This window comes from Arthrobacter sp. P1_B3 (genome assembly GCF_056406615.1).
The window spans coordinates 387,887-409,855 of sequence record NZ_JBFTZV010000001.1 but is presented as its reverse complement, the minus strand read 5'-3'; the positions used below and the strand labels follow the sequence as shown (position 1 = coordinate 409,855).

Here is a 21,969-nt window from a genome sequence, read left to right as displayed (position 1 = left end):
ATGGTCTAAGGCAGTCAGTGCAGGGCAGTCGGTCCAAGCGCTGTCCGTTGCGACGGCGGCCCCGGCCTTTGCTGCTGTGTTTGGGTCCGTTCCGGCGGCGGGCACCGTCCGGATCAGCGGCGGCGCGTGCTGGTGCGTTCCAACAGTTTGGCGTCCAGCAGATGGTTCGACGGCGGACCGGCAAGGGGCGGATTGGGAAGTCCCGAGCAATGAAGTCTTTCAATCAGCAGGGTGGCCGCGAAAGCGCCCTGGTCGGCCACTGGCTGGGCAATAGTGGTCAGGCCCAGGAACCAACTCATCTGATGATCGTCTATTCCTATGATGGACACGTTTTCCGGCGCTGACAAACCGAACTCCCGCATCGCCATGAGCGCTCCGAAGGCTGTCTCGTCGCAGCCGGCGAAGATCGCGGACGGCATTCTGCGGTTTTCCACGAGCTCCACCATGGCCAGCCGGCCGCCTTCGATGCTGGAGCCGGCGTCGAGCACGAGGTCCGGATCGACCTCGAGGCCGTGGCCGGCCAGGGCCTGCTCGAAGCCCCGCCGCCGCTCGCTGGCGGTCACGAGGGAGGGCGCACCGGTTTCGCTGCCAGCGAGGATTGCAATGTCCCGGTGGCCCAGTTCCAGCAGGTGGTTGGTGGCGGCGCGGGCGGCTTCCGCGTTGTCGATCCCCACGTTGTCCCACGGCACGCCGTGCATCCCGACGCTGGCCACGGCGAGGCCCGACCCTGCGAGCGCGGCCATGTCGGCCTCACCGAGGCCGATGTTGAGCAGCAGCACACCGTCCACGCGCTGCGCCAGGCCCGCGAGGTCGCCGAAAAGCTTCTGCTGCACGCTGGGCCGGTTCCGGAGGCTGATCAGGACGGTGTCATAGCCGCTGTCGGCAAGGACTTCCTCGGCCGCTTCCACCGCCCGGGCAAAGAACCATGCCGTGGCGGTCGGGGCGATGATGGCCACGGAACCGGTGTTGCCGCCGGCCAGCCGGGATGCTGCCGCCGAGGCCTTGTAGCCCAGCTGGGCTGCCGCGGCACCGACCCTTGCCTTGGCTTGTGCCGAGACGTTGGGAAGCTGCCGGAGTGCACGGGAGACGGTGCAGATGGAGAGCCCGGAGAGCGCGGCGACGTCCTGGATTCTCACACGCGAGGTCTTGGCCTGCGGCACGGGCTCGACCCTTTCTCCCCCCGAAGTAGTGGGCCCGGTGTTCATGGCCGAGGTCGATTGTAAGCGCTTACAAATTTGGCATGCAAGTGGATGGTCCCATGTCGGGTGGGTGTTTGGGCGGCCGGCGGGACGGCGTCCAGGGCTGCGGGCGGGCGGCGGCTGCTCAGCGTCTGGTCAGCGCAGGACGTAGTGCCGCAGGAACGCACTGACGTCCACGAGTTCGGCCTTGGAAATCGAATGTCCCATGCCGGGGTACGTCCGGGCCGTGAGCTGGGTGTTCTGCTCCAGCCACTCCTCGGTGTGTTCGGCGGCGGCGTCGTTAATCACGACGTCGGCCCTGTCCCTGCCCCAAAAGAACGGCGGGCGGGAGGTGAAGGATTCGCTCATAGTCAGGAGTTCGTTGTCCAGGACAAAACCCGAGAGCCCGACCACCGCGCGGAACTGGTCAGGCCGGAGCCGCAGAAGCGTGCTGGCCATGGCCATCCCCTGCGAAAATCCGAACAGGCTGACGCTGCTGTGCCGGGACTTGACGGACTCGATCCAGGCGAAGACCGCGTTCGTGGAGGCGATGACGTCGGCGAAGTCGTGGGTGAGGAAGTAATCCAAAAGGAACCAGCCGTGGTGGTCTCCGATGTCCTTGGGCCCGCGCAGGGCAGCGCAACTGAACTCCGGCGGCAGGGAACCGAACAGCTTGGACATCCGCAACTCGTCCGTGCCGTAGCCGTGCAGCATCACCAGCAGCGGCGTGCCGGCGCGTTCGTGTTCGGGTTTTGACCAGACGACCGTCTCCATGGGCCCAGCCTATCCAGCGCGGGCTCGGGCTCCGCGCAGCATGCTTGGCGCAGCGTCCTTGACCGGCCCCGAGTTCCGCCGCGGAAGCGGACTTCTGCCCCCCGGATCCGCGGCGCGGCCGTCCGATTACGGGCCGGATGTCCGGAATCGGCGCGGAAATATCCCGGCCGGTCCGGGGGTGATTCATTGAAACAGCAGGGTCGGGGTTGTAGCGTGACGCTGGACAGCATGCTTAGCATCACCAAACTGCCCCTGCAGGCACCAAGGAGATCGTCTTGAGAATCGGTTCCGCAATCTTCCTCATCGCCATCGGCGCTATCCTTGCCTGGGCCGTCGCCCCGGGGCTGATCCCCAACGTGAACCAGGCCATGATCGGCTACATCCTGATGGCGGTCGGCGTGATTGGGCTCATCGCCTCGCTCGTCCTCGCCTCCCCCGGACGCGGCCGCACGCGCCGGGTCAGCGAAAGCCGCACGGTCGTGGACCCCAACACCGGCGAAACCATCACCCGCAATGAGAGCCGCGACGCGGGCCTCTGAGACTTTCCCGTGCACCCTTCGCGGCGCGGAATCCAACGACCCGGAAGCCGGGCCGGACCTTGAGGTCGGGCCCGGCTTCCGCCATGCGGGCTGTTTGTTCCCACCGCTGGACATGTCCCACGGCCCCACCCCAGGGAACACATGCCCAGCCCGGAGGCGCCCAGCCCAACGCAGCACATGCCCAGCCTTTCAAGCGAGCCGTGGACATAGTGCCATCATGCCCACTCCCCGCCCCAACCACTGGACATGTCCCGCAGAACCCGCCCCGCAGCCACCCCGGGCGGAGCACATGTCCCGCCCCCCGGAGGAGCCATGGACATAATCCCAACCTGCCCACTCCCCGGCCCGAACACTGGACATGTCCCGCAGAACCCGCCCCGCAGCCATCCCCGAACAATGGACATGTCCCCCGCCGCGGACACAACTTTCTGCGTTCATGTGGTTTTTCATTGACAAACCAACACGAACGAAGATAAAGTCAAACAATTCCACTTCATGTGACGGGAGTCACCGAAGCGGCGGGAACGGGTTTTCGAAATACGGAAGCCCGGGCAAGAACAAAAACCAAGTCAGACGCAGTACGCAATGGAGGGTAAGTGTTCGCCGAAGAGCGCCAGCAGCTGATCGTGGGGCTCATCTACGCCAGCGGCCGGGCCAGCGTCACGGACCTGGCCGAACGCTTCAGCATCACCACCGAAACCGTCCGCCGGGACCTCGCCGCCCTGGAAGCCGCCGGCAGCGTCCGCCGGGTGCACGGCGGCGCTGTTTCCCCCGACCGCTTCAGCACCACGGAGGAAAGCATCCTCGAGCGGACCGTTCAGCGGCAGCCCGAGAAGATCCGGATCGCCGAGGCCGCTCTTGCCCTCATGCCCCCGGGCCTCACCGGCAGCATCCTGATCGACGCCGGCTCCACCACGGAGGCCCTCGCCGAGCTCCTGTCCGCCCGGGCCGCCGGAGCCGCCGCAGCCGGCAGTCTGCCCGGACCCGGGTCCGACGCCGAACTCGTCGTCATCACCCACTCCCTGCCCATCGCATCCAGGCTCTCCGGCGAACCCGGCATCGCCCTGCACCTGCTCGGCGGCAAAGTCCGCGGCCTGACCCAGGCCGCTGTCGGCCAGTCCACGGTGGAGGCCGCGCGCCGGATCCGCCCGGACATCGCCTTCATCGGCACCAACGGCATCCATGCAGCCTTCGGGCTGAGCACACCCGATCCTGAAGAAGCCGCTGTCAAGGCTGCCTTCGTCCAATCAGCGCGCCGCATAGTGGTGCTGGCTGATTCCTCCAAGCTGGACGCGGAGACGCTTGTCCAGTTCGCCTCGTTAAAAGATCTGGACACCGTGATCACAGACACGCAACCCAGCCGGGAACTCGCCGACGCCCTTGCGGAAGCCGGAGTGGAGGTGGTGGTCGCGTGATTGTCACCCTCACCGCCAACCCCAGCCTGGACCGCACCGTAGCGCTGCCCGGCCCGCTCCTCCGCGGGGAAGTTCAGCGGGCCATCTCCGTCCGCCAGGAATCCGGGGGCAAGGGAGTCAATGTCTCCCGCGCCCTCGTCGCCTCGGGGCTCAAGACAATTGCTGTCCTCCCCGGCTCGGAGGCCGACCCTGTCCTCACGGGCCTGCGGGAGACCGACGTTCCGTTCGCGGCCCTCCCGATTGGCGAGCCGCTGCGCAGCAACGTGGCCCTCACGGAGCCCGGCGGCGTCACCACCAAGATCAACGAACCCGGACCGGTCCTCAGCGCGGATCAGCAGGAGGCCCTGATCAGCCTGTTGCTGGACCACGCACGCGGTGCCGCCTGGGTGGTCCTGGCCGGCTCGCTCCCACCCGGGGTTCCAGCCGACTTCTACGCGACCGTCACGCGGCGGCTGCGTTCCCTGTTCGACGGCGAGACCGCACCTCGGGTCGCCGTCGACTCATCCGGCGAACCCCTCGCCGCAGCGGTCTCCGGCGACACCTCGGGAAAACCGGACCTCTTGAAACCCAACGCCGAGGAACTGGTGGAACTGGCTGCCGCAGCCGGGTTCGCCACGAACAAGTCCGCCGAGGAGCTCGAAGCGGACCCGGAGGCTGCAGCAGCGGCCGCCTCCGCCGTCGTGCGCTCCGGAGTGGGTGCTGTACTGGCCACCCTCGGTTCCAAGGGCGCCGTTCTTGTGACGGCCGACGGCGCGTGGCTGGCCACGCACCCGCCGGTCACCGCGGTCAGCACTGTCGGCGCCGGCGATTCCTCGCTGGCCGGATACCTGCTCGCATCCAGCCAGGGCGCCGCCCCGGTCGATTGCCTCCGTCAGGCGGTGGCCCATGGTGCCGCCGCCGCTTCCCTGCCTGGCTCCACTGTCCCGGCAGTCAACCAAACCACCCCTGATGCCGTAACCATCACGGCCCTCCGGAAGGATTGACAGTGACACAGCTCATTACTACCGAACTGGTCGAGCTCGACCAGAATCTGGGCAGCTCGCCCGAGGACGTGATCCGGCATCTGGCAGGCAGAGTTGCAGCCACCGGACGCGCCACCGAGGCCGAAGGCCTCTTCGCCGACGCCTTTGCCCGGGAATCGAAGACCGCCACGGGAGTCCCGGGCGGCATCGCGATCCCGCACTGCCGCTCGACGGCGGTCACCGAACCCACCCTGGCGATGGCGCGGCTGTCCCAGCCGGTCGACTTCGGCGCCAAGGACGGGCCCGCGGACATTATCTTCTTCATCGCCGCTCCTGAAGGCGCGGACCAGGACCACTTGAAGCTGCTGTCGAAGCTGGCGCGGTCACTGATCAAAAAGGACTTCACGGCCAGCCTGCGCGCCGCGACCTCCCAGGCGGAGATTGTCGAGCTCGTCGACGCCGCCTTGGCGGACAAGCCGGCCGCCCACACCCCTGCCGAAGCGACCGGCGCCGCTTCCGCGGCCGCCGCCTCAGCCACTGTCGCGGGTGCTGAGGGAGAAGGTGCCGGCGCAGCGAAGGCCAAGAGGCCCAAGCGCCTCGTCGCCGTCACAGCCTGCCCCACCGGCATCGCCCACACCTACATGGCCGCCGACTCGCTGGTTGCCGCGGCCAAGGAAGTCGGCGTGGACCTGCAGGTGGAAACCCAGGGATCCTCCGGCGCCAAGGCCCTTGACCCCGCCGTGATCGCGGCCGCCGACGCCGTGATCTTCGCCGTGGACGTGGATGTGCGCGGCAAGGAGCGCTTCGCCGGCAAGCCGGTCATCAACGCGCCGGTCAAGCGCGGCATCGACGAACCGGACAAGATGGTCGCCGAAGCACTCGCCGCCGCGGACAATCCGCACGCCCACCGCGTGCCGCACTTCGGCGCCGAGGAGCAGGCCGAGCTCGCGGCCGAGGAAAAGAGCGAACACATCGGCACGAAGCTGAAGAAGGCCCTCCTGACCGGTGTCAGCTACATGATCCCGTTCGTGGCCGGCGGCGGTCTGCTGATCGCCCTAGGCTTCCTGTTGGGCGGCTACGACATCACCGCCTTCGCGGACAAGATCCTGGCGGAAAACAGCCTCTTCAACCTGCCCACCGTGTATCCGGAACTGGCGTGGGGCCCGCTGGGCGCATACCTCGGTGCCGTGATGTTCAAGATTGGCGCCCTGTCCCTGGGCTTCCTCGTACCCGCACTGGCCGGCTACATCGCCTACGCCATCGCTGACCGGCCCGGCATCGCCCCGGGCTTCGTGTCCGGCGCTGTTGCCGTCTTCATGGGCGCAGGGTTCCTCGGCGGCATCGTGGGCGGCCTGATCGCCGGCTACGTGGCACATTCGATCGGCAAGCTCAACGTGGCCCGCTGGCTGCGCGGCCTGATGCCGGTGGTCATCATCCCGCTCATAGCGTCGCTCGCGGCTTCCGGCCTGCTGTTCGTGTTCCTGGGCGCCTACATCGCCCGGGTCACTGTCGGGCTCAACGAATTCCTGTCCGGCCTCACCGGTGCCAGCGCCATCGCCCTGGGCGTCATCCTGGGCCTGATGATGTGCTTCGACCTCGGCGGTCCGGTCAACAAGGTGGCCTACTCCTTCGCCGTCGCCGGCCTGGGTGCAGCCTCCATCACCAACCAGGCCCCGTGGCAGATCATGGCAGCCGTCATGGCCGCCGGCATGGTCCCGCCGCTGGCCATGGCACTTGCTGCGACCGTGCTGAACAAGAAGCTCTTCAGCCTCGCGGAACAGGAAAACGGCAAGGCCGCCTGGCTGCTGGGCGCCTCGTTCATCACCGAAGGCGCCATCCCGTTCGCCGCCGCCGACCCGCTGCGCGTCATCCCCGCCAGCATGCTCGGCGGAGCCGTGACAGGCGCCATCTCGATGGCGGCGGGCGTGGGGTCCAAGGCCCCGCACGGCGGAATCTTCGTCTTCTTCGCGATCGATCCCTTCCTGATGTTCGTCGTCGCCATTGCGGCCGGTACCGTCGTGAGTGCCTTCGCCGTGATCGCGCTCAAACGCTGGGCAGTCAAGAAGCCGGTTGATACGGTGGAAACGGTTCCCGTAGCCGCCTGAACCAGTGCATGATTCTTTCAAGCAAACACCCACAGCTGATAAACACAGAAGCTGACTTCAAGGAGCAGAAATGACCGAACGTAACGCCACCATTGCCAGCCGCGTTGGGCTGCATGCCCGTCCGGCAGCCATCTTCGCCGAGGCTGCAGGCGAGTTCGACAACCTCGAGATCACGATCGCCCGCCTGGGCGAGCCGGAGGACGAGGCCATGGACGCCGCCAGCATCCTGTCGCTGATGAGCCTGGGCGCCTCCCACGGCGAGGTTGTGGTGTTGCGTGCCAAGGGCGAAGGCGCCGACGCGGCACTGGACCGCCTCGTGCAGATCCTTGAGACGGATCACGACGCCGAATAGCCTCACCTTCCGGCCCCGCGCCGGAACACCGGCAGCTTCAGAAGGCCCGGCCGCCCCCGATGAGGGGCCGGCCGGGCCTTCGCGTTGCCGGGCCACCCCTGTGGCTGCGCCGGCTTGAACTGGCTGGATTGGCTGAATTGGCTGGGCTGGCTGGGCTGGCTGCGCGGGAGACCGTGATTTTTGTCAGTGAGCTTAGTGAATGCTTGTCACGGCTCCGCGGCGCGGCTAGTTTGGAATCCCCGGCGGCACCGTCCGCGGGCCGCCGCCCAAGTGGTTCCCGGCCGAAGGAGATGATCGCGCAGCCATGCCAACAAAGAAGGGCGAGCCCCGCGGCTCAGAAAGCCCCAGCATCAAGGACCCCGAGCTCTACGAGAAGCTGCTCGAGGACGGCGCCTCCAAGCAAAAAGCCGCCAGGATCTCCAACGCCGCCGCCAAACGGGGCCGTTCCTCAGTCGGCCGCAAGGGCGGCAAGGCCGGAGACTATGAGGACTGGACAGTGCCGCAGCTGAAGGCACGCGCCAAGGAGATCGGCCTCACGGGCTACTCTGCCAAGAAGAAGAGCGAGCTCATCTCCGCCCTGCGGAACTCCTGATTAGCGTGCGCGACGGCGCCAGCCGGCTTCCGGGCTCAGGCACCCTTTCGGGCCGTCTTCGCGGCCGTCGCTGTGGGAGCCGCCGCCGTCTTGGAAGCCGCAGTCTTGGCAGAACCAGCCCTGGTGGAGGCCGCCTTGGTGGCTGTGGACTTGGACGCCGGCGTCTTCGCGGCTGCCTTGGGGGCGGCCTTGGCCGCCGGTCCGGAAGCCCCGGCCGGCGCCTCCGCGGCACCTCCCCCTCCGCCGCGCTTTTTCTCGATGCTGCGTTTGAGGGCTTCCATCAGGTCGATCACTTCGCCCTCGCCGGCCTCGGCAGGGGCGCCGAAGGTCTCCTCCGTATCCAGCGACTCCCCCTTGTCCAGCTTCGCCTCGATCAGCTGGCGCAACTGCTCCTGATAGTCGTCCGTGAACTGGTCCGGCTCAAAGTCGGAGGCCATCGAATCGACCAGGGCGGCGGACATCTCGCGTTCCTGCGCCGAGATCCGGATGGAGGTCTCGAGTGCGGGAAAGCTGGCTTCGCGGACTTCGTCGGCCCACAACAGCGACTGCAACACCAGGACCTCATCGCGAATCCTCAGCGCGCCCAGCCGCGTCTTGTCCCGGAGCGCGAACTGCACAACTGCCACACGGTCCGTGTCCTCCAAGGCCCGCCGCAGCAGCACATAGGCCTTGGGCGACTTGGAGTCGGGTTCAAGGTAGTAGCTTTTTTCAAACATCATGGGATCGAGCTGATCGGCCGGAACGAACTGGACCACTTCGATTTCGTGGCTGTTTTCCGCCGGGATGGACTTGAGCTCGTCGCGGGTCAGGACCACCGTGCGGCCATCGTCCTCATACGCCTTGTCGATGTCCTCGTAGTCGATGATCTTGCTGCAGACCTCGCAACGGCGCTGGTAGCGGATCCGGCCGCCGTCGGCGTTGTGGACCTGGTGGAGGCTGATGTCGTGGTCCTCGGTGGCGCTATAGACCTTGACCGGCACGTTGACCAGCCCGAACGCTATTGCGCCTTTCCAGATGGCTCTCATGGATCAAGTGAACATCACAGTTGCGCGGAGGTGAAGGGTTTTGCCCAACGGTAAAGAGCGCGTCCGGGTGGACGGACGCGAACTGGTGCTCACCAACCTGGAAAAAGTCATGTACCCGGAGACGGGCACCACCAAGGCCGACGTCCTGGCCTACTATGCCGCCGTCGCACCAGTGCTGATCCCCGCGGCCCGCAACCGGCCGGCCACGCGGAAGCGCTGGGTCCACGGCGTCGGGACCGCCGATGCCCCCGGGGAGATGTTCTTCCAGAAGAACCTGGACCATTCAACGCCCGGCTGGGTGCCCCGCGCCGCCATCACGCACAAGGACCGGACCATCCAATATCCCCTGGTCAATGATCCCGCCACCCTGACCTGGCTGGCCCAGATCGCGGCCCTGGAGATCCACGTGCCGCAGTGGCGGGTGGACTCCCACGGCAATGCCTTGCCTCCCGACCGGCTGGTGCTGGACCTGGACCCCGGCGAGGGTGCGGGACTGGCGGAGTGCGTGGAGGTGGCCCGGCTGGCCCGCACCATCCTGCAGGACGTGGGCCTGGATCCCGTGCCCGTAACGAGCGGCAGCAAGGGCATCCACCTCTACGCCGCCCTGGACGGATCCCAGAGCTCGGACCAGATTTCCGATTTCGCCCACGAACTGGCCCGCTCGCTCGAAGCAGACCACCCGGATCTGGCCGTCAGCGACATGAAGAAGACCCTGCGCGCCGGCAGGGTGCTCGTGGACTGGAGCCAGAACAACGCCGCCAAGACCACCATCGTGCCGTACTCGCTGCGCGGCCGGCCCCGGCCTACGGTGGCCGCACCGCGCACGTGGCGGGAACTCGGCTCCCCCTCGCTGCACCACTTGGACTTCCAGGAGGTAATGAAACGCGTCGCCGCCGGCAAGGATCCGTTCGCTCCCGTCTCCGGCGGCCGGCACGACGGCGGAGCCGCCGCGGCCCACGCGGCGGAACACCCACCCGGAGGACGGACCGAGACATCTCCCGAGCAGGCCGGCAACGGCGGCGACACCGACCCGCGGCTGGACGAGTACCGCACCAAACGGGACCGGGCAGGCACGCCAGAGCCCTTCACGGCGGAACGGCACCAGGCCGGGGACGACGGCGGGACACGGCAGGAGAAATTCGTCATCCAGGAGCACCACGCCAGGCGGCTTCACTACGACTTCCGGCTCGAACGCGACGGGGTGCTGGTGTCCTGGGCACTGCCCAAGGGCGTCCCCACCAGCAAGGCCAAGAACCACCTCGCGGTCCAGACCGAAGACCACCCGATGGACTACGCCGACTTCGAAGGTGACATTCCCCAGGGCCAGTACGGCGCCGGGACGGTCAGCATCTGGGACCGCGGATACTACGAATGCGAAAAGTGGATCGCCGGCAAGGAGGTCATCGCCACCCTGACCGGAGCGGAGGGCGGCGGCCTTGGCGGGCCCCGCAGGTTCGCCCTGATCCACACCGGTCAGGCCAACGACCAATGGCTCATCCACCTGATGGACCCGGCGGGCTCGGCCAAAGGCCACCCCGGCGCGCGGCGCCCGTCCGGCACAGCGGACGACGCCGACGACGGCGGCGGCGGCCACGTCGAGGGCGAAGTCGAGGGCGACGACGGAGCGGACGCCGGCACCGGCGCCGAACCGGCCCCCGACGCCTCCGGGTTCAGTCCGATGCTGGCCACGTCCGGGACCCTGGCGGACCTGCCGGACCTGGACTGGCAGTACGAGCTCAAATGGGACGGCGTGCGGGCCCTGGTCATCGGCGACGCCACCAGAATCCGGCTCATCAGCCGGAACGGCATCGACATGTCCGTGAGCTACCCCGAACTCACGGACCGGGCCCGTTGGCCGGAACAGGGCTTCGTCGCCGACGGCGAGATCATCGCCGTCGGGCGCTCCGGCCGGCCGGACTTCGGCCTGCTGCAGAGCCGGATGAAACTCAGCAAGGCCGCCGACGTCACCAGGGCGCAGGAGTCGACGCCTGTGCGGCTGATGCTGTTCGATCTGCTCTTCGACGCCGGCCAGGACCTGCGCCGCCTGCCGCTGAGTGAGCGCCGGCACCGGCTGGAGCAGTTCTTCCGCCCTTCCGCCGGCCCGGTGGAACTCTCCGGCGTGATTGAYGGCGACGCCGCGCACATCCTGGAAAGCGTCGCCGAGCTGGGGCTGGAGGGTGTCATGGCCAAGCGGACAGACGGGCGCTATGTCGGCCAGCGCAGCCGGTCCTGGCTGAAGCTCAAGATTGAGCGGACCCAGGAGGTGGTGGTGGGCGGCTGGCGGCCCGGAAAGGGCGAACGCGGGGATTCCGTTGGCTCGCTGCTGCTGGGAATACCGGACGGCTCGAAGCTACGGTACGTGGGGCGGGTGGGCAGCGGCTTCAGCGACCGTGAACTCAAGGAACTCAGGCAACAACTGGACGCCCTGCCGCGGAAGACCTCCCCGTTCCGGGAGGTGCCCCACGCCGACGCCGCAGACGCCAACTGGGTGAGTGCAAAACTCGTCGGCGAGGTCACCTTCGGGGAATGGACCGGCACCGGGAAGCTCCGGCACCCGGTGTGGCGCGGCTGGCGCCTGGATAAGACGCCAGCCGACGTCGTGGTCGACCCTGCCGCCGGCCCCTAGTTAGGGGGCCGGTTGTGATGGGGCTAGTCGTGGTGGGGCATCTGTGGACGGCTTTGCCGGTGCATGGCTCCAGTGGCCACCTGCTGGCCTTGCCGCCCGCGGGCGGTATCGCGGTCCTTGGGGTGACGCTGCTTGCCACTGCCGTCCGGCCATTGCTGTCCTTGGCCCGCCCCGGGGGGAGCATGGTGCAGGGTCTCCGGTCCGGGCGCGTCAGCCATGGACTGCGCCAGATGGCCCGCGACCTCGGGCTCGATTTCTTCTCCGAATTGATGGTCCGCCATTGATCTTCCTTTCCGCTGTAATAACCGCTGTGAAGTGAAGTGTCCATCAATCGTAGGACTGCACGGATGAGATGTCTGTAGTGGCTGTGGCTGACTCTCCATTGGCCCGAATTCCGCCCAAAAATCCGCGTTTGCAAGGGCTGGTGCGGAAAATTTTGGCCGCGGCGCCGCCGGGATCGCCGGTTCCCAGTAATCGCGCGGCGAAACGGGGCAAAAGAAAATAGCGGAGTGGCCCCAAATGCCACCCGAAATGAGCGATCATACGGCACCAAACTCGGAAACTCCAGAGAAATCCCGTAAAATTGAAAGCCTGCCCAGAGCGGGGCAGCTACAAGTCGCAAGCAAATGACCTCCATAGGAGTGGCCCAAATGCCCACAGACCGAAGCACGACCGACTCTTCAGCAGGCGTTATTAACGCCAGCGGAACCAACCAAGGCGCGCCCAAGGGTGTGAAGAAACCAAAGCTACGTCGCCGTCGACTCCGCGAGTCCGACGTCAACGTTGTCGACCAGCCGATGCTCAAGAAGGCGCTCGGCGGCACCATCGTGGGTAACACCATGGAGTGGTACGACGTCGGCGTGTTCGGCTACCTGATCACCACCATGGGACCGGTGTTCCTGCCGGAGGCGGACAAGTCCGTCCAGACCCTGTTCCTGCTGGGAACCTTCGCCGCCACCTTCATCGCCCGCCCCCTCGGCGGAGTCGTGTTCGGCTGGCTTGGCGACAAGATCGGCCGCCAGAAGGTCCTTGCCACGACCCTGATGATCATGGCCGCCAGCACCTTTGCTGTCGGGCTCCTGCCCGGCTACGCGCAGATCGGCATCTGGGCTGCGGTCCTGCTGGTCCTGTTCAAAGTTATCCAGGGCTTCTCTACCGGCGGTGAATACGCCGGCGCCACGACCTTTGTGAGCGAGTACGCCCCTGACAAGCGCCGCGGATTCTTCGCCAGCTTCCTGGACATGGGCAGCTACCTCGGCTTCGCCCTTGGCGCAGCCCTCGTGTCGGTGCTGCAGCTGACCCTCGGCCAGGACACCATGGAGCAGTGGGGCTGGCGCATCCCGTTCCTCATTGCCGGCCCGCTCGGCCTGATCGCCGTGTACTTCCGGAGCAAGATCGAGGAATCGCCGCAGTTCCAGGCAACCCTGGATGCCCAGGAGAGCCTCGCCAAGGACGCAACCGCCTCGGACACCGCAGCCTCCAAGGGCCCGGTGGGCATCGTGAAGGCGTACTGGCGCTCCCTCATCGTCGCGATGATCCTGGTAGCGGCAGCAAACACCGCCGGCTACGCACTGACCTCCTACATGCCGACGTACCTCACGGAGTCCAAGGGCTACGACGAGCTGCACGGCACGCTGCTGACCATCCCCGTGCTGGTCATCATGAGCCTCTGCATCCCGCTGACCGGCAAGCTTTCTGACCGGATCGGCCGCCGCCCCGTGCTGTGGATCGGCGCCATCAGCACGGTGGTCCTGGCCACCCCCGCGTTCCTCCTGATCGGCATCGGCGAAGTCTGGTCCACGTTGGCCGGCCTTTCCCTGATTGCATTCCCGGTGACGTTCTACGTGGCCAACCTGGCTTCGGCCCTGCCGGCCCAGTTCCCGACGGCAAGCCGCTACGGCGCCATGGGCATCGCGTACAACTTCTCGGTGGCCATCTTCGGCGGCACCACTCCGTTCATCGTTGCTGCCCTGATCACCGCAACCGGCAACGACATGATGCCGGCCTACTACCTGATGGCCACCTCGGCGATCGGCGCCGTAGCGATCTACTTCCTCAAGGAATCCGCCCAGATGCCGCTGCCTGGCTCCATGCCGAGCGTGGACACCCAGGCCGAGGCCCGGGAACTGGTCGCGACGCAGGACGAGAACCCGCTGATCGACCTTGAGCACATGGATATGCCCATGGTCGCACCGGCCACCGCAGGGCGCGGGGAAGCCGAGAAAGTTCCGGCCTCAGTCTGACCTGCCCGGTCCGACCGGTCCCGGCAGCGGTAGCCCAGGCTACGTAGCTGACAGCCCCGCCCTTCGAGGCCTGTTCCGTATGTTTACCCGTTGGGGGAGCATCCGGAACAGGCCTTAGGCGTGTCCACACCACTTTCAGTCCCCGGGGACCCGGGGCCCCGGGGACCCGGGGAAAAACACCGAAAACGGAGAGGCAGTTGTGATGACCCTGCTGCACCACATCCGTTCGCTGCACAGCCTGGCCCCGGCCAACAAGGACCACGTGTCGGCCTGGCGGGTGGCGATCAGCGTGGCCGTTCCGTCGTTGGTGCTGTTGGCGGCAGGGCGCCCCGAGCTGACCGGCTACGCCGTTTTCGGCGCGCTGACGGGCATGTACGGCCGCACCGAGCCCCATCAGCTCCGGCTCCGCCACCAAGGCCAGGCGGCTGTCCTGCTGCTCAGCGGTGTGGGGGTCGGCGTCTTCCTCTCCGTCCATCACATTCATTCGTGGGCCCTGGTGATCGCGGAGGCCGCGTTTGCCGGCGTGGCTTCGCTGTTCACGGACAGGACGGCCCTAAAACCGGCCGGCCCCTTCTTCGGGATCCTGGCCCTGGGCGCGTGCGCTTCTGTTCCGGCCGCAGTCCCTTGGCAGACGGCTGTTCTCATCGCCGCGGGATCGGCCGCGTTCTCGATCGTGATCGGCTTTGGCGGCTGGTTCCGGGGCCGCACCTGGCAGCGAGGTTGGCGGCGGGACGTCACGGTGCTGAGCGGGGCAGGCCGCCGGGCGGTGTGGCTGCATGCCGCCCGTTACGTGAGCGCTGTCGCCGCCGCCGGGACCCTCGGGGTCCTCAGCGGCAGCGGCCACCCGCATTGGGCCATGGCCGCGGCGGCGGTGCCGCTTTCCGGCGCGGACCTGCCCAGCAGCGTGTACCGCGGCGTCCACCGGATTGTCGGCACCCTCGTGGGCCTGGTGGTGGTTGCAGCCATCCTGTTCCCGTGGCCGGGCTCGCCGCTGCTGGCCTTCCCCGGACAGGAGGCCGCCGTCTTGGTCTGCCTGGTGATCGTCCTGCAGTTCAGCACCGAACTGTTCATGACCCGGCATTATGGCCTGGCCATGGTGTCCTTCACCCCGGTGATCCTGCTGGTCGGACAGCTGGCGGCGCCGACCGATCCCGGCGTCCTGATAGCCGAACGGGCCGTAGAGACCGGCGTGGGCGCCGCCGTCGGGATTCTGGTGGTCGTGCTCGGCGCGGGCGCCTGGCTATGCCCTGATGTGCCCGGCGCCTACTTGGCGCGCCGCGCCGGCCCGGCGACGAGCTTTGACGGCAGCACCCGTGAAACCGAGGTCAGGACCTTGTAGCGCTTGCTGGGGATGGAGACGGCCTTGCCCTTAGCGTTGTCCGCCAGGCCCTCGCTGACCACTTGCCGCGCCTCGAGCCACATCCAGCGCGGCGTCACGGTCTTGTCCATCCCCATCCGGTCGTGGAACTCGGTGTGGGTGAAGCCGGGGCACACGGCGGTGACCTTCACCCCGCGCGCAGCGTAGGCCATGTTGGACGAGCGCGAGAAACTCAGCAGCCAGGCCTTCGCTGCGGAGTACGTTCCGCGGGGCAGGAAGGCCGCCACGCTGGCGACGTTGATGATCCTGCCGGACCGGCGCGCGAGCATGCCCTGCAGGGCGGCGTGGCTGAGCTCCATGGCGGTTTCGACATGGAGTTTCAGGTGCTTCTTCTCCTCGGCAATGTCGTTGTCCTCGAAGGACCGCAACAAACCGATTCCCGCATTGTTGACCAGGATCTCCACCGGCCGTGCGGGATCGGTGAGGCGGGCGACGACGGCGGCAATCCCGGCGTCGTCGGTCAGGTCCGCGGCGATCGTCTCCGCCCCGGCCCCGTAGCTGTTCTCCAGCTCCGCCGCAGTGGCCGCGAGGCGGCCAGCGTCCCGGGCCACGAGCACCACGCGGTGGCCCTGTTCGGCCAATTGGCGGGCGAACTCGGCGCCCAGGCCTGCCGTGGCGCCCGTAATGAGAGCGGTGGTGTCCGGAGTGGACGCTGTTTGTGGATTCATAGCGACAGCCTAGCGGTGTACCGGCTCAGGCAAAGGCCGTGTCCGACGCCACTTCGTCCCCCGTCTGGCCGTCGCCCTCCGCCAGGCCGTCACCATCGGCCAGGTGGCGGTTCTGAAGCTCTTCGGCCGCGAGTTCATACCAGGTGTGCGCTCCGTACGACGGACTGCTGGTGTCGAGGTGGCGGTACAGGGCGTCGGCGAGCCGGCACAGGGCAGTGTCGGACAGGGCCCGGACCGTGGCCGCCGGATCCAGTGTGTCCTCGAAGTACTCCGAAAGCGCCAGCCCGTCCATGGCGCCAAGGTCACTGACGATGCCGGCCTCCGTGGCCAGCGGAATGTTGGCAGCCCCAAGCCCGGAGTCCAGGCCGGAGTCCAGGCCCGTGTCGAGCCCGGAGTTGAGACCGGCGTCGAGTCCGGCGAGGACTTCGGCGTCGGCGCCGACGTGGAGGAGGCAGATAGGCAGCTCAGCCGGTTCCTCGAGGGTGAGGCGGAATGGCACGGCCGCTCCGGGGTCCACGGCATCCTGGGGCTCCGGAAACGGCAAGGGGCTGGCATCCGCGAGCCGCCGGAGGTCCAGCAGCACATCCGGGTCCAGGTGGGACGTGCCGTGGAGGTCGACGATCACCTCGTCCCCGGCACCGATGCGGCCGGCGCGACGCACGATATGCATGAGGGCAGCCGAATCCGACGGGGCGACGCAGCCGGTAATTTCGAGCGTGACACGGGCGGGATCGATGTCCATCCGGACAAACACACGCAGTTTATGGTTCATGGGGTTCTCCAAAGGGACCTGTCCAAGAGCCAACTGCATAACTCTGCTCAAACTTTACGAGGTTGTTCTCCGGCTCACAAGCGGGCCCGGCACCCGTACAGATCCGGGCCTGCCGGATCAGGCGTTCAGGCCCCCTCAGGTACCCGCTCGGGCCAGTCCACATACTGGTGGTACGACTCATGTTTGCGCAGGTAGCGGTACATGAACGGGCAATTCGGGATGATCCGCTTGCCGGAGGCAACGACGTCATCGAGGGCGAAGTGCGCCAGCACCTTGGCGAGCCCCTGGCCCTGGAACTGCTCAGCCGTATCCGTGTGGATGAAGTCGATATGGCCCGGCCTGTCGATGAAACGCACCTGGACGGCCAGCTTGCCGCCGACACGGAGTTCGTAGCGGTGCAGCTCGTCGTTTCTGATGGTGGAGACGTCCGGGGCGAAGGTGTCTTCCGTGGTTGCCGAGTTCTCCGTCATGGTTCGACATTGGCACTTAATGGCGGGCGTGGCAATGGCGGTTCAGATCCGCTCTGCCCGTCATGTGGGGTGGTCAGCCGGATAGGAATCCGTCCCAGGAGCACGACGGCGAGCGCGAAGCAGGCGGCACCCCCGCCGAGGAGCCCAAGCATGAGCCCGTTGAGCGCCGCGTTGACCGCCGGGACAAAAACGGCGACCGCGGCCAGCAGCACGGCGGCCGCCGGGCGGCTCTGCGCCGGGCCGGACGCCGTCGGCCGCTCCTCCAGCCTGCCAAACAGCGCCAGCACCGGCAGCAACAGCGCGATGACGCCCATCAGCACCAGGGGCCGCCCCCACCACCAGGCCGCGCTTCCTCCGGCCGGCTGGGGAAAATCCGTCAGCAGCAGCAGCCCGGACATCGCCGCCAGCAGGGGCAGGTGCCACAAGTAGACGGTCATGGACCGCCGGCCGGCCACGCCCATCATCCGCCGCACGCCGGCCAGGGACGCGATCCGGGACAACCCCGGCCGGAAGAGCTGGAGGGCGGCGGCCTGGGAGATGCCCAGGAGCAGCAGCGTCACGTTGGGCGGATTGAGGTTCACCAGCATGTTCCCGGAGTACAGCCGCAGCAGCACTATCAGCCCCAGCAGCATGTTGCTGGCAACCATGATGCCAAAATGCGCCGGCCGGCCCGGCAGCAGCCGCTCGCCGTCTGCCACGATGAATCCGAGCTGCTGCACGGCGCACCACACGAACACCATGTTCAGGTAGGCCAGCGGCGGCAGCACTCCCCGCAGGCAATCGACCGCCACCACCAGGGAGGTCAGCCCGGCGAGGGTCAGCCACGGCGCGCGCGAGTGGAGAGCCGCCAGCCAGGGAAGGTTGAGTTGCGCGGCGAGGTACGCGGCCAGGAACCACAGCGGCATTCCGGCTCCGCTGGTCAGCAGCTCGATGACCTGGGCGTCAACCCCTGCCAGGCGGGCCGCCGACAGAGCGATGAACATGACAGCCAGCAGGACGGCAGCCGGACGGATCAGGCGCAGCAACCGGCCCTGCATGAAATCGAAGGCGTTGCCGCCCCTGGCGCGCAGCCGCTGCCAGGAGTGCAGACCGGTGATCCCGCCGGCCACAAAGAACAGCGGCATGATCTGGAAGACCCACACCACCGGCTCAAACCAGTGCTGATCGCCCAGGATGTTCTCGGTGGTCACGGTGCCGTCCGGGTGCAGGACCGGGCTGACCATCATCGTGTGCGCGACCACCACCAATGCCAGGCAGAAGAACCGGACAAGGTCGATCACCGGGTCGCGGTCCGGCATCGGGGCCGGGCCGCCGGCTGACCGCTGCTGTGGAACCATGGCGCCCCCTGGGAAGGCCGGCTGTGTCGCATCATTGTCGGCCCTGGGGCGCCTTGACGGCCAGAGCAGTTTGGCCCAGTTCCGTGCCGGTGTTCAGGCGCTAAGCAGCTCCAGCATGCCGAGGGAGGCCAGGATCATGGTTCGATCCCAGCCTCCCGTTCCGCCGGTTGCGGGTTGAACAGGCCGTCAGCGGGAGAGTGTGGCCAGGGCAGTTGCGGCGAACGTCCGCGCTGATGCATCCCAGTGGCCCAGCAGCGCCTGGAGGTTCTCGCCGTCGGCCCGGTGGGCGGCGGTCTGTTCCTCAAGGACCGCCAGGACGCCGGTGCGCAGCTCGGTGTTGAAGTTGACCTTGCCCACGTTCATGGCGGCGGCCTTGACCAGTTCCTCGGCCGGGATGCCCGAGGCGCCGTGCAGGACCAGCGGAATCCGGGTCCGCACGGCGATGTCCTGCAGCACGTCCCAGCGCAGCCGGGGCTCCCCCGTGTACTTGCCATGGACGTTGCCCACGGCTACGGCGAGCAGCTGCGCCCCGGTGCGGGCCACGAAGTCCTCCACCTGGGCGGAGTCGGTGAGGCCGGCGGGTTCCTCCGCCACGTCGGTCCCGAAGGCCCGGTCCTCGTCACCGGCGAGTCCGCCAAGTTCGGCTTCAATTACGACGTCGGCGCTGCCCTGCGCCGCCAAGGCCGCCCGGACGCCCTGGACCAGGGCGATGTTGTCCTCATAGGGCAGCGAGGACCCGTCGACCAGCACCGAGTCGGCCCCGGCGCTGACGGCGTCGGCGATCACCTGCGGGTCGGTGGCGTGATCGAGCTGCACGGCAATCGGAACGCCGGCGGCGTCGGCGAGTCCGCGGAGAGCGGCGATCAGCCGCAGCCCGTTGGGCGTGGCCGCGGTCTTCGGCGCGACCAGCAGGATGGCGCCCCGGCCGGATTCCTCGGCCGCCGCCACCACGGCGAGCGCGGTGGTGAAGTCGTAGCAGGTGAAGGCAGGGACAGCGGAGCCCTGCTGGAGGGCTGAGGCCACAAGGTGATCGAGTTGGGTACGCATCAGGCGCTCAAGCCCCCCACCAGGATCCAGGCCACGAACGTCAGCGCGAAGCCGGCGAGCCCGAGAATAGTCGTCAGCACCGTCCAGGTCCTGAGGCCGTCGGAGACGGTCAGGCCGTAGTAGCGCACGACGGTCCAGAATCCGGCGTCGGTCACGTGGGACAGGCCGAGGGCACCGAAGCCGATGGCGATCACAATCACGGCGATCTGGGCCGGCGAGTAGCCGCCGCCGGCAACGGCGGAGGTCAGCAGGCCGGTGGTCGTGACGATCGCGACAGTGGCTGAGCCCTGGGCGGCGCGGAGGGCAAGGGAAATGATGAAACCAAGAACGATGACCGGCAGGCCCAGGTGGTCCAGCGTCTGGGACAGGGCTGCACCGATACCGGAGGTCCGCAGGACCTCGCCGAACACACCGCCGGCCGCGACGACCATGAGGATGGACGCGATGGGAGGCAGCGCGCCTTCGAAAATTTCGCCGGTTTCCTTCAGTGACCAGTTGCGACGGACGGCCAGCAGGAAGAAGGAGAGTGCCACGGCCACCAGCAGGGCGAAGAACGGGTTGCCGATGAAGGCGGCCAGGCCGTACCAGCCGTTGTCCTTGGGAATGGTGAGGGTGCCCAGGGTGCCGATCAGGATCTGCACGATCGGGGCAGCGATGAGGAAGATGATCAGGGCCGGACGCGGCGGGGCAACGGCGTGGGCACCTGGACCTTCGTGGCCCACGCGCACCAGGGAGTCTGAACCGTACTCGTCCACCTGGGCTTTGACGGCGGGCAGCAGCTCGTAATCCCTGCTGTTCATGATGCTGGCAACCCAGTAGGACAGGAAGCCGAGCGGGATGCAGATGAGCAGCGAGATGAGGGTGATCAGTCCGATGTCGGCGCCGAACACCCCGGCACCGGCCACGATGCCCGGGTGCGGAGGCACAGCCACGTGAATGGACAGCATGATGCCGGCCATGGGGAGGCCGAACTTGACCGGGTGCACGTTGGCGATCTTCGCGAAGGCGTAGACGATCGGTACGAGCACGATGATGCCCACCTCGAAGAACACCGGGATTGCCACAAGGAAGCCAACCCCGGTGAGGGCCACGGCCACTCGCCGGGCGCCGAGCTTGGCGGTGAAGTGCGCCGCGAGGGACTGCACGCCGCCGGAGACCTCGATCATCCGCCCCAGGATCGCGCCGAGCGCGATCAGGAGGGCGACCTTGCCCATGGTGCCTCCCACTCCAGCGGCAACCACGGTGAACACGTCTTTGAGCGGGATCTGTGCGGCCACGGCCACCAGGATGCTGACGGTCAGCAGGGCCACGAAGGCCTGGATCTTGAACCGGATGATCATCATCAGCAGCAGGGCGACGCCGGCAGCCGCGATTGTCAGCAGCAGCGGAGTTCCCAGCTCCACGGCCGGCTTGATGACGGGCGCGTCGGCCGCGCGCACCATCAGGGAATTGAGCAGGGGGGTCATGAAGAGGCGTCTCCTTCGACAGGAAAGTCGCCCGACGAGTCAGTCGTCGGGACCAGGGGCGGGGAGGGGCCCGACGACGGCGGAGGGGGGACCGCCGTCGTCGGGGGTGGGATGGCTGGTTAGGCGGTGCGCTTGGTGGGCGCGAGGACCTTGATCACGGCGGAGTCATCCGCGGCGGCCAGGCCCTGGGCCTGGCCCAGGAGGTAGAGCTGCTCCGCGGCGGCGGCCACCGGGGCGGCGAGGCCGGCCGCGCGGGTGGCCTTGCCGACGATCCCCATGTCCTTGACGAAGATGTCCAGGCGGCTGAGGACCTCGGCGCCGTTTTCCGTGTAGGCCTCCAGGATGCGCGGGCCGCGGTTGGAGAGCATGAAGGAGCCCGCCGCGCCGGCTTCGAGGGCGGCGAGGGTCTTGGCCTGGTCCAGGCCGAGGGCGTCGGCCAGGGCCATTGCCTCGGCGGCGGCGGCGATGTGGATGCCGCAGAGCAGCTGGTTGACGGTCTTGAGGGCCTGGCCGTCGCCGGGCTTGTCGCCGACCACGGTCAGGGTGGAGGCCAGCAGCTCGAGGGCCGGGCGGGCCTTTTCCTGGGCCTTGGGCGATGCGCCCACCACGATCAGCAGGTCGCCTTCGCCGGCACGCTTGGGGCCGCCGGAAAGCGGGGCATCAACCAGCTCGACGCCGTATTCGGCCAGGCGGTCCACCGTGGCGGGGATGGCGTCGGTGCCCACCGTGCTGCCCAGGATCACGACGGAGCCCGGTTTGAGCACGGAGGCCACGCCGTTCTCGCCGAAGAGGACATCGTTGAGCTGCTCGCCGTTGCGCACTGCCAGCAGCAGCGCATCGGCGCCTTCCGAGGCTTCCCGGGCGGAGGCGAACGTGCGGATGCCGGCCTCTTCAGCCAGCTTCAGGCGCGGCTCGGCGATGTCGAAGCCGTGGACGGTGAGCTGGCTTGCCAGGCGCGTGGCCATCGGCAGGCCCATGGCGCCAAGGCCCAGGACGGTGACGGTGTAGTTGCTGGTCATG

The 21,969-nt window shown here is 67.7% G+C and carries 20 protein-coding genes; 9 read left to right on the top strand and 11 right to left on the bottom strand.

Annotated features, from left to right (window positions below; translation table 11 throughout):
* Positions 1-113 precede the first annotated feature (113 nt).
* Positions 114-1,205: a LacI family DNA-binding transcriptional regulator gene (locus AC1D2F_RS01930; RefSeq protein ID WP_476966064.1), complete on the bottom strand. Its 1,092-nt coding sequence runs from the start codon at positions 1,203-1,205 to the stop codon at positions 114-116.
* A 129-nt stretch (positions 1,206-1,334) separates the two neighbouring features.
* A complete protein-coding gene (locus tag AC1D2F_RS01925) occupies positions 1,335-1,952 on the bottom strand; it encodes an alpha/beta hydrolase (RefSeq protein WP_229993991.1) in 618 nt (205 codons plus the stop codon).
* A 275-nt stretch (positions 1,953-2,227) separates the two neighbouring features.
* On the opposite strand from AC1D2F_RS01925, the gene AC1D2F_RS01920 reads away from it, so the two are divergent.
* From AC1D2F_RS01920 to AC1D2F_RS01895, 6 genes are all read left to right on the top strand, one after another.
* Entirely contained in the window at positions 2,228-2,491 is a 264-nt protein-coding gene (locus tag AC1D2F_RS01920; RefSeq protein ID WP_229993992.1) for a DUF6458 family protein, read from the top strand.
* A gap of 596 nt (positions 2,492-3,087) precedes the next feature.
* Entirely contained in the window at positions 3,088-3,906 is an 819-nt protein-coding gene (locus AC1D2F_RS01915) for a DeoR/GlpR family DNA-binding transcription regulator (protein ID WP_229995964.1), read from the top strand.
* Positions 3,903-4,889, top strand: coding sequence for a 1-phosphofructokinase family hexose kinase (locus AC1D2F_RS01910; RefSeq protein WP_229995965.1), 987 nt, complete (start codon positions 3,903-3,905; stop codon positions 4,887-4,889). Before AC1D2F_RS01915 ends, AC1D2F_RS01910 begins: the two co-directional genes overlap by 4 nt.
* 2 nt (positions 4,890-4,891) lie before the next feature.
* Positions 4,892-6,973 (top strand): PTS fructose transporter subunit IIABC, encoded by a 2,082-nt coding sequence (locus tag AC1D2F_RS01905; protein WP_229995966.1) that lies wholly within the window; start codon positions 4,892-4,894, stop codon positions 6,971-6,973.
* Between the two features lie 70 nt (positions 6,974-7,043).
* A complete protein-coding gene (locus AC1D2F_RS01900) occupies positions 7,044-7,325 on the top strand; it encodes an HPr family phosphocarrier protein (RefSeq protein ID WP_229995967.1) in 282 nt (93 codons plus the stop codon).
* Positions 7,326-7,629: 304 nt separating this feature from the next.
* Positions 7,630-7,917 (top strand): DUF7218 family protein, encoded by a 288-nt coding sequence (locus AC1D2F_RS01895; RefSeq protein ID WP_364746923.1) that lies wholly within the window; start codon positions 7,630-7,632, stop codon positions 7,915-7,917.
* A 35-nt stretch (positions 7,918-7,952) separates the two neighbouring features.
* Here the strand turns inward: AC1D2F_RS01895 and ku are convergent, their stop codons facing one another.
* Positions 7,953-8,942, bottom strand: a complete 990-nt coding sequence (gene ku, locus AC1D2F_RS01890; protein WP_229995969.1) for a non-homologous end joining protein Ku — start codon at positions 8,940-8,942, stop codon at positions 7,953-7,955.
* Between the two features lie 40 nt (positions 8,943-8,982).
* Between ku and AC1D2F_RS01885 the strand changes: the two genes are divergently transcribed.
* The gene (locus AC1D2F_RS01885) at positions 8,983-11,568 is read left to right on the top strand and encodes an ATP-dependent DNA ligase (protein ID WP_364746921.1); all 2,586 of its coding nucleotides are present in this window, start codon (positions 8,983-8,985) and stop codon (positions 11,566-11,568) included.
* A 23-nt stretch (positions 11,569-11,591) separates the two neighbouring features.
* Here the strand turns inward: AC1D2F_RS01885 and AC1D2F_RS01880 are convergent, their stop codons facing one another.
* Positions 11,592-11,849 carry a hypothetical protein gene (locus AC1D2F_RS01880; RefSeq protein WP_229995890.1) on the bottom strand — a complete coding sequence of 86 codons (258 nt, stop codon included), beginning with the start codon at positions 11,847-11,849 and terminating at the stop codon, positions 11,592-11,594.
* A gap of 369 nt (positions 11,850-12,218) precedes the next feature.
* Here AC1D2F_RS01880 and AC1D2F_RS01875 point away from each other — a divergent pair, with 369 nt between their 5' ends.
* Both AC1D2F_RS01875 and AC1D2F_RS01870 read left to right on the top strand, forming a co-directional pair.
* Positions 12,219-13,811: an MFS transporter gene (locus tag AC1D2F_RS01875; protein WP_229995891.1), complete on the top strand. Its 1,593-nt coding sequence runs from the start codon at positions 12,219-12,221 to the stop codon at positions 13,809-13,811.
* Between the two features lie 202 nt (positions 13,812-14,013).
* On the top strand, positions 14,014-15,150 hold the full coding sequence (locus AC1D2F_RS01870; protein WP_476966063.1) for an FUSC family protein: 1,137 nt from the start codon (positions 14,014-14,016) through the stop codon (positions 15,148-15,150).
* On the opposite strand, the gene AC1D2F_RS01865 is transcribed toward AC1D2F_RS01870, so the two are convergent.
* From AC1D2F_RS01865 to AC1D2F_RS01835, 7 genes are all read right to left on the bottom strand, one after another.
* A complete protein-coding gene (locus AC1D2F_RS01865; RefSeq protein ID WP_476966062.1) occupies positions 15,075-15,857 on the bottom strand; it encodes an SDR family NAD(P)-dependent oxidoreductase in 783 nt (260 codons plus the stop codon). The two genes, AC1D2F_RS01870 and AC1D2F_RS01865, sit on opposite strands and share 76 nt — an antisense overlap.
* 25 nt (positions 15,858-15,882) lie before the next feature.
* A complete protein-coding gene (locus tag AC1D2F_RS01860; protein ID WP_476966061.1) occupies positions 15,883-16,629 on the bottom strand; it encodes a hypothetical protein in 747 nt (248 codons plus the stop codon).
* 125 nt (positions 16,630-16,754) lie between these two features.
* Entirely contained in the window at positions 16,755-17,099 is a 345-nt protein-coding gene (locus AC1D2F_RS01855; RefSeq protein ID WP_229995895.1) for a GNAT family N-acetyltransferase, read from the bottom strand.
* On the bottom strand, positions 17,096-18,436 hold the full coding sequence (locus tag AC1D2F_RS01850; RefSeq protein WP_229995896.1) for an acyltransferase family protein: 1,341 nt from the start codon (positions 18,434-18,436) through the stop codon (positions 17,096-17,098). Before AC1D2F_RS01850 ends, AC1D2F_RS01855 begins: the two co-directional genes overlap by 4 nt.
* A gap of 186 nt (positions 18,437-18,622) precedes the next feature.
* Entirely contained in the window at positions 18,623-19,483 is an 861-nt protein-coding gene (locus tag AC1D2F_RS01845; RefSeq protein WP_229995897.1) for a class II fructose-bisphosphate aldolase, read from the bottom strand.
* Positions 19,483-20,949 (bottom strand): GntP family transporter, encoded by a 1,467-nt coding sequence (locus AC1D2F_RS01840; protein ID WP_229995898.1) that lies wholly within the window; start codon positions 20,947-20,949, stop codon positions 19,483-19,485. The genes AC1D2F_RS01845 and AC1D2F_RS01840 overlap by 1 nt, the downstream gene beginning before the upstream one ends.
* 119 nt (positions 20,950-21,068) lie before the next feature.
* Positions 21,069-21,968 carry an NAD(P)-dependent oxidoreductase gene (locus AC1D2F_RS01835; RefSeq protein ID WP_364746914.1) on the bottom strand — a complete coding sequence of 300 codons (900 nt, stop codon included), beginning with the start codon at positions 21,966-21,968 and terminating at the stop codon, positions 21,069-21,071.
* Between the last annotated feature and the right edge of the window lies 1 nt (position 21,969).

Coding starts and splice junctions, on each gene's coding strand:
- AC1D2F_RS01870 (WP_476966063.1), top strand. CDS start 14,014: ATGACCCTGCTGCACCACATCCGTTCGCTGCACAGCCTGGCCCCGGCC.
- AC1D2F_RS01855 (WP_229995895.1), bottom strand. CDS start 17,099: ATGACGGAGAACTCGGCAACCACGGAAGACACCTTCGCCCCGGACGTC.
- AC1D2F_RS01840 (WP_229995898.1), bottom strand. CDS start 20,949: ATGACCCCCCTGCTCAATTCCCTGATGGTGCGCGCGGCCGACGCGCCC.
- AC1D2F_RS01860 (WP_476966061.1), bottom strand. CDS start 16,629: ATGAACCATAAACTGCGTGTGTTTGTCCGGATGGACATCGATCCCGCC.
- AC1D2F_RS01930 (WP_476966064.1), bottom strand. CDS start 1,205: ATGAACACCGGGCCCACTACTTCGGGGGGAGAAAGGGTCGAGCCCGTG.
- AC1D2F_RS01845 (WP_229995897.1), bottom strand. CDS start 19,483: ATGCGTACCCAACTCGATCACCTTGTGGCCTCAGCCCTCCAGCAGGGC.
- AC1D2F_RS01875 (WP_229995891.1), top strand. CDS start 12,219: ATGCCCACAGACCGAAGCACGACCGACTCTTCAGCAGGCGTTATTAAC.
- AC1D2F_RS01925 (WP_229993991.1), bottom strand. CDS start 1,952: ATGGAGACGGTCGTCTGGTCAAAACCCGAACACGAACGCGCCGGCACG.
- AC1D2F_RS01850 (WP_229995896.1), bottom strand. CDS start 18,436: ATGGTTCCACAGCAGCGGTCAGCCGGCGGCCCGGCCCCGATGCCGGAC.
- AC1D2F_RS01895 (WP_364746923.1), top strand. CDS start 7,630: ATGCCAACAAAGAAGGGCGAGCCCCGCGGCTCAGAAAGCCCCAGCATC.
- AC1D2F_RS01880 (WP_229995890.1), bottom strand. CDS start 11,849: ATGGCGGACCATCAATTCGGAGAAGAAATCGAGCCCGAGGTCGCGGGC.
- AC1D2F_RS01835 (WP_364746914.1), bottom strand. CDS start 21,968: ATGACCAGCAACTACACCGTCACCGTCCTGGGCCTTGGCGCCATGGGC.
- AC1D2F_RS01865 (WP_476966062.1), bottom strand. CDS start 15,857: ATGAATCCACAAACAGCGTCCACTCCGGACACCACCGCTCTCATTACG.
- AC1D2F_RS01900 (WP_229995967.1), top strand. CDS start 7,044: ATGACCGAACGTAACGCCACCATTGCCAGCCGCGTTGGGCTGCATGCC.
- ku (WP_229995969.1), bottom strand. CDS start 8,942: ATGAGAGCCATCTGGAAAGGCGCAATAGCGTTCGGGCTGGTCAACGTG.